The organism is Clostridium lamae, from assembly GCF_033043255.1.
Classification (GTDB): domain Bacteria; phylum Bacillota; class Clostridia; order Clostridiales; family Clostridiaceae; genus Clostridium; species Clostridium lamae.
The window spans coordinates 186713-203559 of sequence record NZ_JASCQJ010000003.1 but is presented as its reverse complement, the minus strand read 5'-3'; the positions used below and the strand labels follow the sequence as shown (position 1 = coordinate 203559).

Annotated in this window: 14 protein-coding genes; 12 read left to right on the top strand and 2 right to left on the bottom strand. The window is 28.3% G+C overall.

Annotated elements, in window-relative coordinates; translation table 11 throughout:
* A partial coding sequence (locus tag QK892_RS03085; protein ID WP_317272056.1) for a hypothetical protein occupies positions 1-518 on the top strand: 518 nt, incomplete at its 5' end.
* 180 nt (positions 519-698) lie between these two features.
* Here QK892_RS03085 and QK892_RS03075 read toward each other — a convergent pair.
* Positions 699-1559: an AraC family transcriptional regulator gene (locus tag QK892_RS03075; RefSeq protein ID WP_317272055.1), complete on the bottom strand. Its 861-nt coding sequence runs from the start codon at positions 1557-1559 to the stop codon at positions 699-701.
* 136 nt (positions 1560-1695) lie between these two features.
* Here QK892_RS03075 and kduI point away from each other — a divergent pair, with 136 nt between their 5' ends.
* From kduI to QK892_RS03055, 4 genes are all read left to right on the top strand, one after another.
* Positions 1696-2523, top strand: a complete 828-nt coding sequence (gene kduI / locus QK892_RS03070) for a 5-dehydro-4-deoxy-D-glucuronate isomerase (protein ID WP_317272054.1) — start codon at positions 1696-1698, stop codon at positions 2521-2523.
* Positions 2524-2567: 44 nt separating this feature from the next.
* Positions 2568-3356, top strand: a complete 789-nt coding sequence (locus tag QK892_RS03065; RefSeq protein WP_317272053.1) for a gluconate 5-dehydrogenase — start codon at positions 2568-2570, stop codon at positions 3354-3356.
* 61 nt (positions 3357-3417) lie between these two features.
* Positions 3418-4056 (top strand): RpiB/LacA/LacB family sugar-phosphate isomerase, encoded by a 639-nt coding sequence (locus QK892_RS03060; protein ID WP_317272052.1) that lies wholly within the window; start codon positions 3418-3420, stop codon positions 4054-4056.
* Positions 4057-4076: 20 nt separating this feature from the next.
* The gene (locus QK892_RS03055) at positions 4077-4862 is read left to right on the top strand and encodes a carbohydrate-binding protein (RefSeq protein WP_317272051.1); all 786 of its coding nucleotides are present in this window, start codon (positions 4077-4079) and stop codon (positions 4860-4862) included.
* 66 nt (positions 4863-4928) lie between these two features.
* Here QK892_RS03055 and QK892_RS03050 read toward each other — a convergent pair whose 3' ends face one another.
* On the bottom strand, positions 4929-5540 hold the full coding sequence (locus tag QK892_RS03050; protein WP_317272050.1) for a YesL family protein: 612 nt from the start codon (positions 5538-5540) through the stop codon (positions 4929-4931).
* A 205-nt stretch (positions 5541-5745) separates the two neighbouring features.
* Between QK892_RS03050 and QK892_RS03045 the strand changes: the two genes are divergently transcribed.
* The 7 genes from QK892_RS03045 (at position 5746) to QK892_RS03015 (ending at position 16826) form a co-directional block, all read left to right on the top strand.
* Positions 5746-7470, top strand: coding sequence for a heparinase II/III domain-containing protein (locus tag QK892_RS03045; protein ID WP_317272049.1), 1725 nt, complete (start codon positions 5746-5748; stop codon positions 7468-7470).
* On the top strand, positions 7463-8593 hold the full coding sequence (locus tag QK892_RS03040; protein ID WP_317272048.1) for a glycoside hydrolase family 88 protein: 1131 nt from the start codon (positions 7463-7465) through the stop codon (positions 8591-8593). Before QK892_RS03045 ends, QK892_RS03040 begins: the two co-directional genes overlap by 8 nt.
* 34 nt (positions 8594-8627) lie before the next feature.
* On the top strand, positions 8628-10649 hold the full coding sequence (locus tag QK892_RS03035) for an alginate lyase family protein (RefSeq protein ID WP_317272047.1): 2022 nt from the start codon (positions 8628-8630) through the stop codon (positions 10647-10649).
* Between the two features lie 158 nt (positions 10650-10807).
* Positions 10808-12607: a sensor histidine kinase gene (locus tag QK892_RS03030; protein WP_317272046.1), complete on the top strand. Its 1800-nt coding sequence runs from the start codon at positions 10808-10810 to the stop codon at positions 12605-12607.
* A 19-nt stretch (positions 12608-12626) separates the two neighbouring features.
* Positions 12627-14231 (top strand): response regulator, encoded by a 1605-nt coding sequence (locus QK892_RS03025; RefSeq protein WP_317272045.1) that lies wholly within the window; start codon positions 12627-12629, stop codon positions 14229-14231.
* A gap of 269 nt (positions 14232-14500) precedes the next feature.
* Positions 14501-15799, top strand: coding sequence for an ABC transporter substrate-binding protein (locus tag QK892_RS03020; protein ID WP_317272044.1), 1299 nt, complete (start codon positions 14501-14503; stop codon positions 15797-15799).
* A gap of 133 nt (positions 15800-15932) precedes the next feature.
* Positions 15933-16826, top strand: coding sequence for a carbohydrate ABC transporter permease (locus tag QK892_RS03015; protein WP_317272062.1), 894 nt, complete (start codon positions 15933-15935; stop codon positions 16824-16826).
* The last annotated feature ends 21 nt before the right edge of the window (positions 16827-16847 follow it).

Sequence of the window (16847 nt, the reverse complement as noted above, 5' to 3'; positions counted from 1 at the left end):
AAAAGAAACTAACTATATCTAGTTACTTGGTTATTACTATTGCAGTTATTATTTTAGTAAATAATTTTATAGTTTCAAATATATTTAAGAATAAAAGTAATGAAATAAAAAATAGAGAATATTTATTAAGTCTAAAAGATTTTAATGATGATGTTTATACTGAAGATGATATATTGGTAGATGAAAATAATAGTTTTTTAGCGCATAAATTATTTTATAGTGCCTATGGTAAGAATAAGAAGCTTTCCTATGAGTTATTTGAAAGTGATCATAAGTGGATGGTGAATTGGAATTTTAATAGGATGATGGATTGGTTTGAAAATCAGGGGATTTCATATACTGAAATAGAAACTAATTTACCTAATAAAGTTAAGGTTTATACAAATGAAAAGAAAAATAACTATATTATGCTTTCATCAAATAAAGTAATAGAAGTAATGGGTATAGACGAAATAGATAATAAAGAAGATGTTTTAAATGTAGTTTATAATAAGATTTTTACAGTAAACGAAGAGTAATGTGGAAAAGTAAAGTGGCGTCTGTGGGCGGAAAAAGGTGGGCGATGGGCAACTAACGAAACCACCTATAATCGTGAATTGTTGATTATAGAAAAGGAAAAATGAGGACAAGTATAATATCAGTAGTTTATCAAAAAGGGAGATATATCAGAAATTATTTTTGATATATCTCTTTTAATATTAGCTTGTACTAAATGTTGAATATTTTTTAGGTGAAAATCCAACGGCTTTTTTAAAGGTTTTAAGAAAATTACTATAATCGTTAAAACCACATTTCTCGCATACTTCGTTAACGTTTTCTCCACTGGCAAGCATTGATTTCGCAATTGCAATTCTTCTTGCAGAAATATATTTGTTTATTGTTGTACCAGTTGCAGCTTTAAATATTCTACAAATATAGGACGAACTTAAATAAAAATTATTAGCCAGCAGTTCAATAGTAATTGGTTCAGTAATATTGGCATTTATATATTCTATTATTTCATCTACTTGCTGATTATATTTATATGAATGTTCTTCAAGTATAGGACATTCATTGCTTATATAGATTTTATTAATAAAAGTCATTAATTCTAAAAAAGTAGCATATTCGATTATATCATTTCCAAATCCATCAGAAGCTAGAATTTTATTAATAAAATAAATGAACCGTCCTTGTTGTTCTTTATTAAGGGAAACTTTATGGCTAAAATCTTTATAACGATTAGAAAAACAATAATTTAAATCAGTAATTTTACTTGAGGTTGATAATAAGAATTCAGGATCTATTGAAAGTACTATTCTCTCATGAGCAATTTTATCCAGTTTAGATATATAATGAGTTTCAAATTGATTAATTACAAATAAGTCACCAGGGTTAATATCATAGACTTTATTATCTATAAGAAATTGTTTTCCACCAGTTATTGAGTAATAAATCTCATATGAGTCATGTATATGCATAGTCATAGATTTTTCTTCTTTGTATAAGTGTGCTATAGAAAAGTATTTATTGTCTATAGCATTTTTTATTGCAGCTTCACATGAATTAAATTCTTTCATAAAGTGCCTCCAATATACTTTTTATTAATTATAAATCCTATGTTCAATATTTGCAACATTTATGACACGAAATCACAAGAAATAGAAAATTTAAAATGTTAAACTTAAATAAAAAGAGATGGGAGGAGATTTTGATATGGAATTAAGAACAGCAGCATCACCAAAAGATGTGAAGAACTATACGACAAGTGAGTTAAGAGATAATTTTTTAATCCAAAAATTATTTTCATTAAATGAAATAAAATTAGTGTATAGCCACATTGATAGAATAATTATAGGTGCAGCAGTACCAGTTAAACCTCTTAAATTAGAAGCAGGTAAAGAGCTTAGAGCCAAGTACTTTCTAGAAAGAAGGGAGCTTGGAGTAATAAATATAGGTGGAAAAGGAACTATTACTCTAGATGGGCAGGGGTATATATTAGATCATAAAGATGGAATATATATAGGAATGGGGACTAAGGAAATTGAATTTGCTAGTGAAGATGAAAATAATCCAGCAAAGTTTTATTTAAATAGTGCTCCAGCACATAAAGAGTACCCTACAGTTCATATCAAACCAGAAGATTGCGTAACTGTAGAGCTTGGATCATTAGAAGAAGCTAACCATCGAGTAATAAGAAAATATATTCTTCCAGGACAAGTTGAAAGTTGTCAATTAGTTATGGGAATGACTCAATTAAAACCAGGAAGTGTTTGGAATACGATGCCATGTCATACACATGATAGAAGAATGGAAGTTTATCTATATTTTGATATAAAGGATGATAATTTAGTAATGCATTATATGGGTGAACCAACAGAAACAAGACATGTTGTTATGAGAAATGAAGAGGCTATTATATCACCTAGTTGGTCAATACATTCTGGTGTAGGAACTAGAGCTTATACATTTATATGGGGAATGGTTGGTGAAAATCAAGATTTCGATGATATGGATGCCGTAAAAATGAGTGATTTAAGATAAAGATAATTATTAAATATAAAATTAAATTTTAGGAGGATTTTATTATGGATATTATGAAGAGTTTTTCATTAGAAGGAAAGATAGCTTTAGTAACAGGAGCGTCTTATGGAATAGGATTTTCAATTGCAAAGTCATACGGGGAAGCAGGAGCAACTGTAGTATTTAATGATATTAACCAAGACTTAGTGGATAAAGGAATTGCAGCATATGCAGAATGTGGAATAAAAGCACATGGATATGTATGTGATGTTACAGATGAACAAGGTGTAATTGAATTAGTTAAAAAGATAGAAGAAGAAGTTGGAATAATCGATATACTTGTTAATAATGCTGGAATTATAAGAAGAGTTCCGATGCTTGAAATGAAAGCAGAAGATTTCCGTAAAGTAATAGATGTAGATTTAAATGCACCATTTATAGTATCTAAAGCAGTAATACCAGGAATGATTAAAAAGGGACATGGAAAAATAATAAACATATGCTCCATGATGAGTGAACTTGGTAGAGAAACAGTTTCAGCTTATGCAGCTGCTAAAGGTGGACTTAAGATGTTAACAAAAAATATTGCATCTGAATATGGTGGATTCAATATTCAATGTAATGGTATTGGACCTGGATATATAGAAACACCTCAAACAGCACCACTTAGAACAGAAGGACATCCTTTTAATAATTTTATAATATCTAAGACTCCAGCAGCTCGTTGGGGAACAACAGAAGATCTTAGTGGTCCAGCTGTATTCTTAGCATCAGATGCTTCTGATTTTGTAAATGGACATATATTATATGTAGATGGTGGTATATTAGCATATATAGGAAAACAACCAGAATAAAAAGTTACTTTAAATACAAGGCAATGTTTATGATTGTATTTTTATAGAAGGAGTGTTTATTATGAAAATAGCTTTAATAAATGAAAATAGTCAAGCAGCAAAAAATTCAATGATATATGAAAGTTTAAAGAAAGTAGTAGAGCCTAAAGGGCATGAAGTTTTTAATTATGGAATGTATAGTACTGAAGATGAAGCGCAATTAACATATGTTCAAAATGGAATTTTAGCAGCTATATTATTAAATTCTGGAGCAGCAGATTATGTGATTACAGGATGTGGAACAGGAGAAGGAGCTATGCTTGCTTGTAACTCTTTCCCAGGAGTATTATGTGGTCATGTAGTAGATCCATCAGATGCATATATGTTTGCACAAATAAATGATGGTAATGCAATAGCACTTCCTTTTGCTAAGGGATTTGGTTGGGGAGCAGAATTAAATCTTGAATATATCTTTGAAAAATTATTCCAAGGAGAAAGTGGTCAAGGATATCCAAAGGAAAGAGTTATTCCAGAGCAAAGAAATAAAAAAATATTAGATGAAGTTAAAAAAGTTACCCATACAGATATGTTAACAATATTAAAGAAGATAGATCAGGATTTATTAAAAGGTGCTGTTAGTGGAGCCAAATTTAAAGAATATTTCTTTGAAAATTGTAAAGATGAAGAAATAAAAGAATATATTAAAAACCTTTTAAATTAATATATTTACTAGGAGATATTATGATTGAATTAGCATTAAGAATATTAGATAAAGAGGGAAATATTAAATCAGAAGTTAGAGACTTTAATGAGGTTAGACTTGTATTTCTAGAAGAATACAATGAAGGTGATAAGATTCAAATTGAAACATCTAATAAAGATATTTATCTTGTAGCTGAGATTGATGATGCAATGGGAGAATCTTTAATATATGTAACACAAAACCTTATAACATATGAAATTCCTTTTGGAGAAAAGAAAGTAAGTTATTCACCGAAGGTATTTTATGGAGAAAAGCATCTACTATCAGTAAGAGTTGCTAGAAAAGAAGAAACAGAATGTTATAGAAATTTAGCATTAAATAAAATGGATCAACAAGGACTTGATGGAGTATATCCACATGCTTCTGCTAATGTAGAAACTAGAGGCGAAGCTGTTTTTGCAGCTAGGAATGCTATAAATGGTAATTGTGAAAATCATGATCATGGAAAATGGCCATATGAATCATGGGGAATAGGTATGAGGGATGATGCTTGTCTTAAGATAGATTTTGGTAGAGAAGTAGTTACAGATAAGATTGTATTATACACAAGATCAGATTTTCCTCATGATAATTGGTGGGTAAAAGTTACCTTCAGATTTTCAGATAATTCTGAGCTAACATGGGATTTAGAAAAAAGTGATAAGGCTCATATTATAACGTTCCCATTTAAAAAGATAAGTTGGTTAACATTTAGTGATTTAATAAAAGCTGATGACCCATCACCTTTTCCAGCTTTAAGTCAAATTGAAGTTTATGGGAAATAAAATATATTTAAAATAATTCTAAAATAAGCACATTCAAAAAAAGAGGATCATTTTGATCCTCTTTTTTCATAAAGAATATTTCTTAAAAACTATATTAAATATATAGCATGATAAGAAGCAATATAGAGAAATTCCTATAAAAATTGTGAATAAAATAGAAAGTGGGAAGATAATATTTATACTTATTAGTAAAATACCAGATAGAATGATAATTATACTATAATGCAGATATTTCATAGATAGTATAAAAGAGAGTTTTAAAATCTCTTTAATATTTAAATTATATTTACTTATAATAGGGAAAATATATGGTGAAACAATTAGAAAGATAATAAGTAAAAAAATAGTTGCTATTGTAGCTATATAACCTAATGCAAATTGAAATCTTGGCCAAAATACCATATTTACAGATAGTATTAAAGTAAAGGCAAAAACAATTGACCAAAGCAAGGTTGATTTTCTAAATTCCTTTTTGAAATTATTAAAAAAATCCTTAGTTATATGTCCTTCGCAATTATCAGCTAAATCAAATAGAACTGAATAAAGAGCTTTAGTTGATGCTCCTATAGTAAAAATAGGAAGGCTAAAAATTATCCATAAAAAATTTAGAATTATCAAGTCTGAAAGTCGTCCCATAAATCTAAAAAGCATATTGTCTAAGCTAAAAAAAGTACCCATGATATACCCCCAATTAAGATTATTAATATGTTTAATAAAATTTCTGTTCTATAAAATCATAATACAGCAGGATTTTATAGAATACAAAGGACTAGAACAAGTTTTATAAATATGTGTATCAAATAATAAAAAAGTACATTAAAGTATTGAATTATTGTATTTATAATAAGGGTAATACATTAGGGATAAATAAGGAGAATTATATATGGAGTATAAGTATTTTCATAAAAAAGTTCCTAAAAATGAAGTAACAAAACCATTAATTGAGCAAATAGAAAAGTATGTAGATGAAATATTAGGAAACGAAATACCACAGATATCATATAAGTCATACAAAGCCTTTTATAATCTTGGTATTAGAAAAGATTTTGAGGATATTTACTTTAGCAGGCGTAAGCAACTTGTTGCTTTAGGCTTATATTTACAATTTGAAGATTTGAAAAATGAATCCAAAATAGAAAAATCTATTACTCATTTTAATGAATTACTATGGTCAATATCAAATGAATTTAGTTGGAGTTTAGCAGCACATTTAAGCTATGATGAAGGTGGGTTTATAGGAGATTCAGACAAGATAATAGATTTATTTGCTGCAGAAACTGCACAAACATTAAGTGAGTTATTAATAATTCACGAAGATAAAATAGATAAAATTCTTAAAAGTCATATAAAGAAACAAATAAATAATAGAATAATTGAGCCGTTTCTTAATAAAACATGGAAATGGGAGAGACAAACTCACAATTGGAATGCAGTATGCTCTGGATGTATTGGTATTATAGGATTATTAATGGAAGGGGGAGAAAAACAGAAATTAATTATTAGCAAAGTAGAGAAAGCATTAGAATATTATCTGTTAGGATTTGGAGATGATGGAGCATCATTAGAAGGAATAGGATATTGGATTTATGGCTTTGGATATTATAACTATTATAAATCCTTAAAAGGAGAATTTGATAATAGATATTATAAGACGCTAAAAGCAATAGGAAACTTTCCAAATACTATACAAATATCTGAAAACGTATTCCTACCTTTTTCAGATGTTCCAGTCAATACTGCAGTTCCAACTGGGCTATTATCATATTTGTATAAGACTTATAATATAAAATTACCATTGGTTAGTAAGATAAGTGATTTTGATTTTGATCATTGCTTTAGATGGGCACACTTAAGTAGAAATTTATGGTGGACAGGCGAAGACATATTAAATAAAGAGCTTACTGATTCCAACGAGTTTTTACAAGATGCTCAATGGATGATAATTAGAGATAATAGAATGTTTTTTGCAATAAAAGGTGGAAATAACGATGAACCACATAATCATAATGATTTAGGAAGTTTTGTAGTAGCTATTAATGACAATATAGTTTTAACAGATTTAGGAGCAGGTTTATATACGAAGGGATACTTTGGAGAAGAAAGATATTCTTATGTTCATCCAAGATCATATTGGCATTCAATACCATTAATAAATGGAATGGAACAATGTATTGGAACTGAAAAATGTAAAGTATTAACTAAAAATTTAAGTGAAGAAGTAATCGAATTAGAGTTAGATTTAACAGATGCATATTCTAATGAATTAATAAATTTATTTACAAGAAAAGCAATATATAAAAATAATACTATATTTGTGGAGGATAAAATTAAAGCTAATGATGGTATATCCATAAATGAAGGATTTATCAGCAGAATGCCTTCAAAACTGATAAATGAAGGGAAAATAATATGGGTAATAAATAATCATAAATTAGTACTAGAATATAATGAAAATATTTTTAAATATAACTTAGAAGAAAAAGAAGTTGTGAACCACCATAACAAAACTGAAAGTATTTATAGAACTAGCTTAATTTCAATAAAAGATATGGAGAATTTAGAAGAAGTATTTAGAATTTATAAAATGGAGGAAAATAAAGATGAATAGTAACTGGAAGGCTGATGCATTAGATTTTATCATAGAAAAAACTAAGATTAATAATAGAAAAATAGGTATTAACTTCCCTCATGCATCACATAATGGTAAATATAAATTAGAAAATGAACAATGGTGGACAGCAGGGTTCTGGCCAGGGTTATTATGGAAGGTGTATTCACATAATGAAGATGCTGAATTAAGAGTAACAGCTGAAAAATGTGAAGAAAAGATGGATCACTTACTTACAGATACAGAGTGTATAGATCACGATATGGGGTTTATGTGGACTTTAACTAGTTTAGCTAATTATAAATTAACTGGAGATAAAAGTTCAAGAAGGCGTGCATTGCTAGCAGCTAATTTGTTAGCAGCAAGATTTAATCCAGAGGGTAATTATATTAGAGCATGGAATAGGTGGATAGGTAAAGAAGATAATAGTGGAGTTGCAATAATAGATTGTTTAATGAATTTACCTTTGTTATATTGGGCATCAGAAGAAACTGGTGATCCAAGATTTAAACATGTTGCGGAAAAACACGTTAATATGGTTTTAGAGAATTTTATAAGAGAAGATGGTTCAGTTCAACATGTAGTAGTTTTTGATTCAGAAACTGGTGAGGTCGTAGAAAAGCTTGGAGGACAAGGATTTGCACCTAATAGTTCATGGGCTAGAGGGTGTGCCTGGGCAGTATATGGGTTAACACTTTCATATAAATATACTAAAGATATAAAAACATTAAATGCAGCAAAGAAAACTGCACATTATTTTATATCTAATATACAAGGAAATAAGTGTCCAGTATGGGATTTCAGAGTTCCTGAAGACGGAGATAGAAGATATAGATATCTAGATTCATCAGCAGGAGCAATTGCAGCTTGTGGATTGTTACAATTATCTAAATATGTAGGAGAATTTGAAGGATATATTTATAAGAAGGCAGGGGAAGATATACTAGAAACTTTATATATAGAATGTTCTAGTAAGGATAACTTAAATGAAGAGGGATTAATTATGCATGGCACAGGACATTTCCCAGAGCAAAATAATTTAGATGTTCCATTAATATATGGCGATTATTACTTTGTTGAGGGGATATCTATATTAAATGGTAATGAATTATTATTCTGGTAGAGAAGAAAAAGAGAATTTGTAGGAGATATTAATTATGGGTAAAAGGGATTTTTTTAATCAAAATAAGAAGTTTTTTATGGATGATATAGAAGGTATATGTGAGTATGTAAGTGAAAGTTGTATGGATGAATTTAATAACATTCTGCCTGTAGCAGATGATGTGGTTAATAAGAAATTCATATTTAATTTAAGATGGGATATGGAGAGAACAACAGTTGCAGAAGAATTTGATAATGAAATTAATTGGCTTCATATACCTGGTGATGATCCAGAATGGATATATCAATTTAATAGACATAGATTTTGGATATGCCTTGGTCAAGCTTATGTAATGACTAAGAATGAAAAGTATGCAAAAGCATTTGTTGAGCAAATAACCCATTGGATTAAAAATGTAAAGTTTGATGATGAAAAGAATGCTCTTGCATGGAGAACTATAGAAGCAGGATTAAGATTAGAGTATTGGCTAAAGGCAATTAGATATTTTAAGAATAGCCCTTATCTAACTGAAGAAGTTTATGAAATATTTGAAGTATCAGTAAAAGAACATGCAGAATTTTTAATGGGAATGTATGATACTTTTAGACTAGTAAGTAATTGGGGAGTACTTCAAAATCATGGACTCTTTATAGCTGGAGTTATGCTTCCAGAATCAGAAAGAACTATTGAATATAGGAATGAATCTTTACGAAGACTTGCAGAAGAAATAGAGGTTCAAGTTTATGAAGATGGTGTTCATTGGGAACAATCACCTATGTATCATAATGAAGTAGCTCATTGTTATTTAGATATAAAGATATTATGTGATAGAAATAATATTGAGTTACCAGAAGTTATAAAAAGAAAGTTATATAAGATGGCATATGGAACCTTTTATCATAAGAAACCAGATCATAATGAGATTATGATGGGAGATAGTGATGATATAGATGTTAGAGATATAGTTACTAAAGCGGCATATTTATATAAAGATGGAGTCTTAAAATTTGGTGGATATGATAAATTTGACTTCGATTGTATATGGGATTTAGGTGTTGAAGCTGCAAGGGAGTATATTGATATAGCTAAAAGCAAACCAAAAGAAACTGCTATTGAGTTAAAAGAAAGTGGTAATTATTATCTTCATTCAGATTGGAGTGAAGATGAAAACTTCTTCCATTTTCATTGTGGTACTTTAGGAGCAGGGCATGGACATTCCGATAAGCTTCATATAGATTTGTTTGCAAATGGTGAAGATATATTAGTTGATTCAGGTAGATATACCTACGTAGATAAACCAGAGAGATATGAGTTTAAGGACCCTAGTGCTCATAATACTATAACAGTTGATGGAGAGGATTTTATAGTTTGTGTAGACCCTTGGGAATGCAGTAAGCTTACAAGAGCAATAAATCAAAAGATGGTAAAGAGTAAAGATTATGATTATGTTGAAGGAGGCCATCTAGGTTATTATGATATTAAAGGTGGTGGAGTATATATAAATCGCAGAATTATATATATTAAACCTGATATATATGTAATTGTTGATGAATTCTATTCTGGTTCAAGACATAAATATAATCAATATTTCCATTTTAACAATACTGGTAAGATTTTCAAGAAATCAAATAATTTCATTAATCATATTACAGAAAAGAATTATACAGATGTATGTTTCATAGCAAAGGATATGAATTTCAATGTAAAAGAAACAAGATATTCAAAGCATTATAATCAATATGAAAATAAAGAAACATTGATAACAGAACATGTAGCGGATGGATTTTCGTCTGTTATAACTGTAATTTCAACCAATTCTAAGGAGAAGTATAAAAAAATAGAGGTAGAAAAGTTAGACGTTAAATCCAATTTTAAAGGAATAATTTTTGAAGACAAACTTATTGAAGCTATAAATATTCAAAAAGATAATAAGAAATATACAGTGGTGGTTGCACATCAAGATTATGCTTCACCTACAGATAGTTTTAATGCAGATGGATGCATAGGATTTGGACAAGTTGTAGTATTCAATAGAAGTAATAAAGAAGAAAGAATAGGGAAAGTACTGTTATATTAATTAAAATTCATAGCATATGTTTTATTAAAGAAAGCAATATACTAAGTAAATTGGTATATTGCTTTTTTAAAGTTATATTTTCTTTTGTTTAAAAATAATGATAAAATGTAGATATGTTAACTTGAAAATTATTACAAATTTTGAGGGTAGATGGTGAAATGAAAAATATATCATATAAGACAATTAAGTTTAGAGTAACCTTAATTATTATAACTTCTACAGCAATAATAACATTTTTCATATTATATGGATGCTTATATACTTTTAAGCATATTTTAAACGAAAAAATTACAAGTACAACAACTTCAAATTTAGAAATTGTAAGTAAGAATATAGAAAATAGTATTGATGAGGTTATGCAACTAGCAAAGTGGTGTGGTATCAATAATTTAGTAGCATCTTATGTTTCTAATGCACCAAATAATATGAATAGCTCTATAAGTTTGAATACTTATTATAGAGTCAAAGAGGAGTTAAATAATTCTAGATCAAGTAGGTATGTAGACAGATTAATAATTAGTAATGAGGATGGAGCATTATTACAGATTGGGTCAGAATCAACTACAGGAAGCCTAAAAGATGGCCAAATAAGCAGAGAAGTTCCGTATTTTGATGAATTGATTGAATATCATGGCTTTAAATGGATAGGCATTAAAGAAAATCCATTTAAAAAAGATATAAATAGCGATAATATTATCCCTATCATTAGACCAATATATAGTTTATATAGCAATGGGAAAATAGGATGGGTATATATTTCTCTTAATACTGATATAATCACAGATTATTTAGATAGCTATAATTTAAATAAATTTGATGAAGTCTTTATTTCTATTGGTAAAAATACCTATAAATATTTAGAAGGAAAATTAACTCTTGTAAATATAGATAATACTAAAAAAACTGATGTTAAAGAATATAATAATATAGTTACATATAAAAGCGAGAATAGTTTAGGGAGGGAAGCTAACTATATTTGGTATAAGTCAGATTTACAAGATTGGTCTATAGGACATGCTCTATCTACTAGTAATTTTTCAATAGATAAGTCATTATTTATCCCACTTTCAATATTAATTGTAGTATTGTTATTTTCATTAGCTGCAATACTAACTTATTTGTTTAACGAAATGATTAATAAACCAGTCAGAAAAATAAATAATAAGATAGCACATATATCCATAGGTGATTTTTCAATTGATCATTCTATAGAAAAAGAAGATGAAATTGGAACAATAGGACGAGGTATAAATATCCTATCAAAGAAGATAACAGATTTAATAGAATATAAGGTTGAGTATGAAAAACAAAAGAAAGATTTAGAGTTTAAGGTATTACAAAGTCAAATAAATCCACATTTTTTATACAATACTTTAAATTCAATCAAATGGATGGCAACTATTCAAAATTCAACAGGAATTCCAGAAATGACAACAGCTTTAGCAAGACTTCTAAAAAATATATCTAAGGGGACTGACCAAATAATATCTATAGAAAAAGAAATAAGTTTGTTAAATGAGTATATTACTATTCAAAAATATAGATATGGAGGAGCTTTAAATATTATATATAATGTAGAGGATAATAGGATCTATAATAGCAGTATAATAAAATTTACCCTGCAACCACTAGTAGAAAATTCTATTTTTCATGGTATTGAACCTAAAGGAAGGGAAGGTGAAATTAAGATATCTTGTTATTTTATAGATGACGATACAATAAAGATCGAAATAAAAGATGATGGAGTAGGGATTTCAAAAGATAGGATAAAGGAAATCCTTAATGGGAACTTAAAATCAGATAAGAAATCTTTTAATAATATAGGAATAAAGAACGTTAGCGATAGAATAAAGCTTACTTTTGGACATGAGTATGGAATTAGTATAAAAAGTGTAATAAATGAATATACAAGTATAATATTAACTATTCCATATGTTAAATTACCAGATAAATCATGACTATGGGAGGTGAGAGTATATGTATAAATTATTAATAGTAGACGATGAACCATTAGTTCAAGTTGGTGTTAAATCTATGATTGATTGGAGTAGTTTTAATATAGAGGTTATCGGTATGGCATCCAATGGAAAACAAGCAATAGATATAATAGAAGAAGACTTTCCAGATATTATAATTACAGATGTAAAAATGCCTATAATGGGAGGAATCGAATTAATAAAATATTGTAAAGAAAATTATAAGGTAATACCTATTTTTATAATATTAACAAGTTATGAGGATTTTAAAATAGCAAAGAAGGCTATACAATATAACGTTGATGATTATCTAGTAAAACTTGAATTAACTCCACAATTACTTCAATTATCCATAGAAAATTCTTTAAAGAAGATAGAAAAGAGGGCACAGGATAATGAAAAGGTTATAGTTAAGAATGAACAGCAGGTAATAAGCAGTTTAAAGGATAGATTTTTTATAAGGCTTTTATATAATTTATTTGAAGATGATAGCAATATATATGAAGAAGCATCACAACTAGGTTTAAATTTAGAAAATAAAACATTCATAACCTGCTTTTGTGATATAAATTCAAACTCAAAAGAAGATATAGAGAATTATAAGCTATTAAATATTTATATGTGTACGTTTAATATGGTAAAACAGATTTCAATTAAATATTTAAAATGCTTTAATATATTTCTTGATGTAAATCATTTTGCTGTTATTTGTTATTTTGATAAAGATGAAAGTATAAATATAAAAAACTCAGTTAAAAGAGCATTTGAGAATATTTCAGATGCAATAAAGAATTATTTCAATGTCAATATAAGAATTGGTATTGGAGATACTTATGATAAGCTACAATTTATATCAAATTCTTTTAGAGAGGCAAGAGATGCGTATAACCTAATTAAGAAAGATAAGTATATAGAAATTTATTCAAAGATAGAAGAGGTAGAAAATGAAAATAGGTTTAATATATCTTCTTTCAATGAAGGACTAAGAAGATCTTTAGAGGAATATGACTCTAAAAAGTTACATGATATATTTGATAACATAATCAAATTACTTAAAAATTCAAGAAATGAATATTTAAAATCAATAGATTGTGCATGCAATATATTGTATATATCATTGAATTTATTACCAGATGGGGTTAACTGTATAAATGATATGTTTTCTAACGAAGTAGAAGGGTATAGGAGCATATATAAAACTAGAAATGTTGATGAAGTAATTCAGTGGTTATCATTATTAAGAGATAGATTATGTGAGTATATAGATTATAGAAAACAGAATTATAAACATCATATAGTAACTCAAGTAAAAAAATATATTAATGATAATTTAGAAGAGAGAATTTATCTAAATGAAACAGCTAATATTCATAACATAAGTCCAAGCTATTTAAGCTTAGTATTTAAGAAAGACTGTAATATGGGCTTCTCTGAGTATGTCAACTTAATGAAGATAAATAAAGCAAAAGAATTATTGGCTAAGGGAAATTATAAGGTATATGAAATATCAGATAAATTAGGTTTTGAAAGTGCGTTTTATTTTAGCAAGGTATTTAAAAAAATAACAGGATATTCACCTAAGGACTATATAAAAATTATGTCATAGTAAAAAGCATCACCTATTTTATAAGAAAGTAGTTGATGCTTATTTTATTAAATTAAAATAAAAAAATAGATAAAATAAAAAAATAGATAAAATAAAAAAATATTACATGAAATTTCTAAAAATAAAATGTAAAAAGATAATTTTTGAAATCTATGAAAAGGTTAACAAAAAAGTGAATGAAATAAAAAAAATATCCATTTATAAGGAAAATCTAGTTTTATATAATTAGGGTGAAAATCGTATTAAAGAATAAGTGAGGGGAATGAATTATGAAAACTAAGAAAATAATTTCTGTTCTTTTAACGTTAGCAGTAGTGACTAGCATTTTTATAGGCTGTGGATCTAAGGCAGAGACTCCTGCGCAAGGTGCTGAATCAGGTGAAAAAGTTACTTTGAAAATGGCAGTTTGGGATAAAGATAAAACAGCTTATTTACAACCAGTAGTAGATGCTTATGAAGCAATAAATGAAAACGTTGATATTGAGTTGCTTGATATTTCTTCTGCAGAATATCAAGACAAGCTATCAGTTATGTTATCAGGAGGGTCTGATGATATTGATATAATAACTGTAAAAGATACGCCTGGATATACATCAATGGTAAATAAGGGACAATTAGAACCACTTACTCAGTATATAGATAAGGATAAAGTTGATTTAAATGCTTATTCAGGAACTGCTGAGCAAATGACTGTAGATGATGAATTATATGCACTTCCATTTAGAAGTGATTTTTGGGTTTTATATTATAATAAAGATCTTTTTGATGCAGCTAGTGTTCCATATCCAACAAATGATCTAACATGGACAGAATACGAAGAGCTTGCAAGAAAAATGACTTCTGGAACAGGTGCAGATGCTGTTTATGGAACTCATTATCATACTTGGAGATCAACCGTACAATTACCAGCAGTATTAGATGGTAAAAATTCAATTATACAAGAAGATTATTCATTCTTAAAACCTTATTATGAAATGGTATTAGGAATGCAAAATGATAAGGTTGTTATGGATTATGGCTCATTAAAAACTGGAAGTATCCATTATTCAGGAGTATTTGAAAATGAACAGGTTGCAATGATGCCAATGGGATCATGGTATATTGGCACTGTAATAGAGAGTAATAAAAAAGGAACAGCAGATATGAATTGGGGAATAGTTAAATATCCTCATGCAGATGGAGTAGAACCTGGTACAACCGTTGGAACTTTGACATCATTAGCTATAAATTCTAAATCAGAGAAGAAAGATGCAGCATGGGATTTTGTAAAGTTCTTTAGTAGTGAAGAAGGATCAAAAATCATAGCTGAAAATGGAACTATGCCATCAATTAAAACAGATAGTATCGTGGATATAATTGTTTCAATGGAAGGATTCCCATCTGATGAAAATAGTAAAGAAGCATTAAATACAGTAAAAACATATTTAGAAATGCCAGTAAATGATAAAACATCTTTAGTAGAAATTATTTTAAATGAAGAGCACGATCTTATAATGACAGGTAGCATAGATATAGATGCAGGATTAAAGCAAATGGGAGAGAGAGTTAAGGAAGAATTAAATAAATAGATATTTTAACAAATAATTTAGGGAGCTGAATAAGGCTCCCTAAATTAAAAAGTAAAGAATTTTAAGGGGGATATTCCCGAGAAAGGCAGGGGTTATTTTGGAATTAAAAGTGAATCAAGAAACAAAGCAAAAAATATCACATAAAATAAGTAAAAAGCAGATTAAGAAGAATCTTACTGCATATTCGTTTATCCTTCCTAACTTTATAGGTTTTGCAATATTTACACTTATTCCAGTTATATTTGCATTTGTGTTATCTTTTTTAAATTGGGATGGTTCTAATCCAATAAGTTTTGCTGGATTAGATAATTTTAAAAGACTTTTCACAGATTCAACATTTAAGATAGCACTAAAAAATACAATTATATATTCTGTTGCTACAGTCCCTTTAACATTAGTAGCATCGCTCGGAATAGCAGTTTTATTAAATCAAAAGATATTCGGACGCAACTTTTTTAGAACAGTATTTTTCTTTCCATATGTAGCATCATTGGTGGCTGTTGCTGTAGTTTGGAACATGATTTTTAATCCATCAATGGGAGTTGTTAATAGCTTTTTAATGTCCATAGGAATAACTGATCCACCAGGATGGACATCTTCAACTACTTGGGCAATGCCTGTTGTAATCTTTGTTAGCATTTGGAAAAATATGGGGTATTATATGGTTATATACTTAGCCGCACTTCAAGGAATTCCAAAAGACTTATATGAAGCAGCTAGTATTGATGGTGCTAATGGATGGCAAAAATTTAGGAAAATAACTTTACCTATGTTAACTCCAACAACCTTCTTTGTTAGTATAATGCTTACTATTTCTTGCTTTAAAGTATTTGATCTTGTATATATGATGACTCAAGGAGGGCCAGGAAGATCTACAACAGTATTAGTATCACATATATATAATATAGCTTTTAAAGAGTTCAGCTATGGATATTCAAGTGCTATATCAATGGTATTATTTTTAATAGTATTGATAGTTACTATAATACAATTTAGAGGCGAGAAAAAGTGGGTTAGTTATATGTAAAACTTATTAAAGGGAGGTAGT

Bases quoted from the DNA above. Each gene is read 5' to 3' on its own strand.
- QK892_RS03030 (WP_317272046.1), top strand. From the start codon at position 10,808: ATGAAAAATATATCATATAAGACAATTAAGTTTAGAGTAACCTTAATT.
- QK892_RS03040 (WP_317272048.1), top strand. From the start codon at position 7,463: ATGAATAGTAACTGGAAGGCTGATGCATTAGATTTTATCATAGAAAAA.
- QK892_RS03060 (WP_317272052.1), top strand. From the start codon at position 3,418: ATGAAAATAGCTTTAATAAATGAAAATAGTCAAGCAGCAAAAAATTCA.
- QK892_RS03025 (WP_317272045.1), top strand. From the start codon at position 12,627: ATGTATAAATTATTAATAGTAGACGATGAACCATTAGTTCAAGTTGGT.
- kduI (WP_317272054.1), top strand. From the start codon at position 1,696: ATGGAATTAAGAACAGCAGCATCACCAAAAGATGTGAAGAACTATACG.
- QK892_RS03050 (WP_317272050.1), bottom strand. From the start codon at position 5,540: ATGGGTACTTTTTTTAGCTTAGACAATATGCTTTTTAGATTTATGGGA.
- QK892_RS03065 (WP_317272053.1), top strand. From the start codon at position 2,568: ATGGATATTATGAAGAGTTTTTCATTAGAAGGAAAGATAGCTTTAGTA.
- QK892_RS03045 (WP_317272049.1), top strand. From the start codon at position 5,746: ATGGAGTATAAGTATTTTCATAAAAAAGTTCCTAAAAATGAAGTAACA.
- QK892_RS03035 (WP_317272047.1), top strand. From the start codon at position 8,628: ATGGGTAAAAGGGATTTTTTTAATCAAAATAAGAAGTTTTTTATGGAT.
- QK892_RS03055 (WP_317272051.1), top strand. From the start codon at position 4,077: ATGATTGAATTAGCATTAAGAATATTAGATAAAGAGGGAAATATTAAA.
- QK892_RS03020 (WP_317272044.1), top strand. From the start codon at position 14,501: ATGAAAACTAAGAAAATAATTTCTGTTCTTTTAACGTTAGCAGTAGTG.
- QK892_RS03075 (WP_317272055.1), bottom strand. From the start codon at position 1,559: ATGAAAGAATTTAATTCATGTGAAGCTGCAATAAAAAATGCTATAGAC.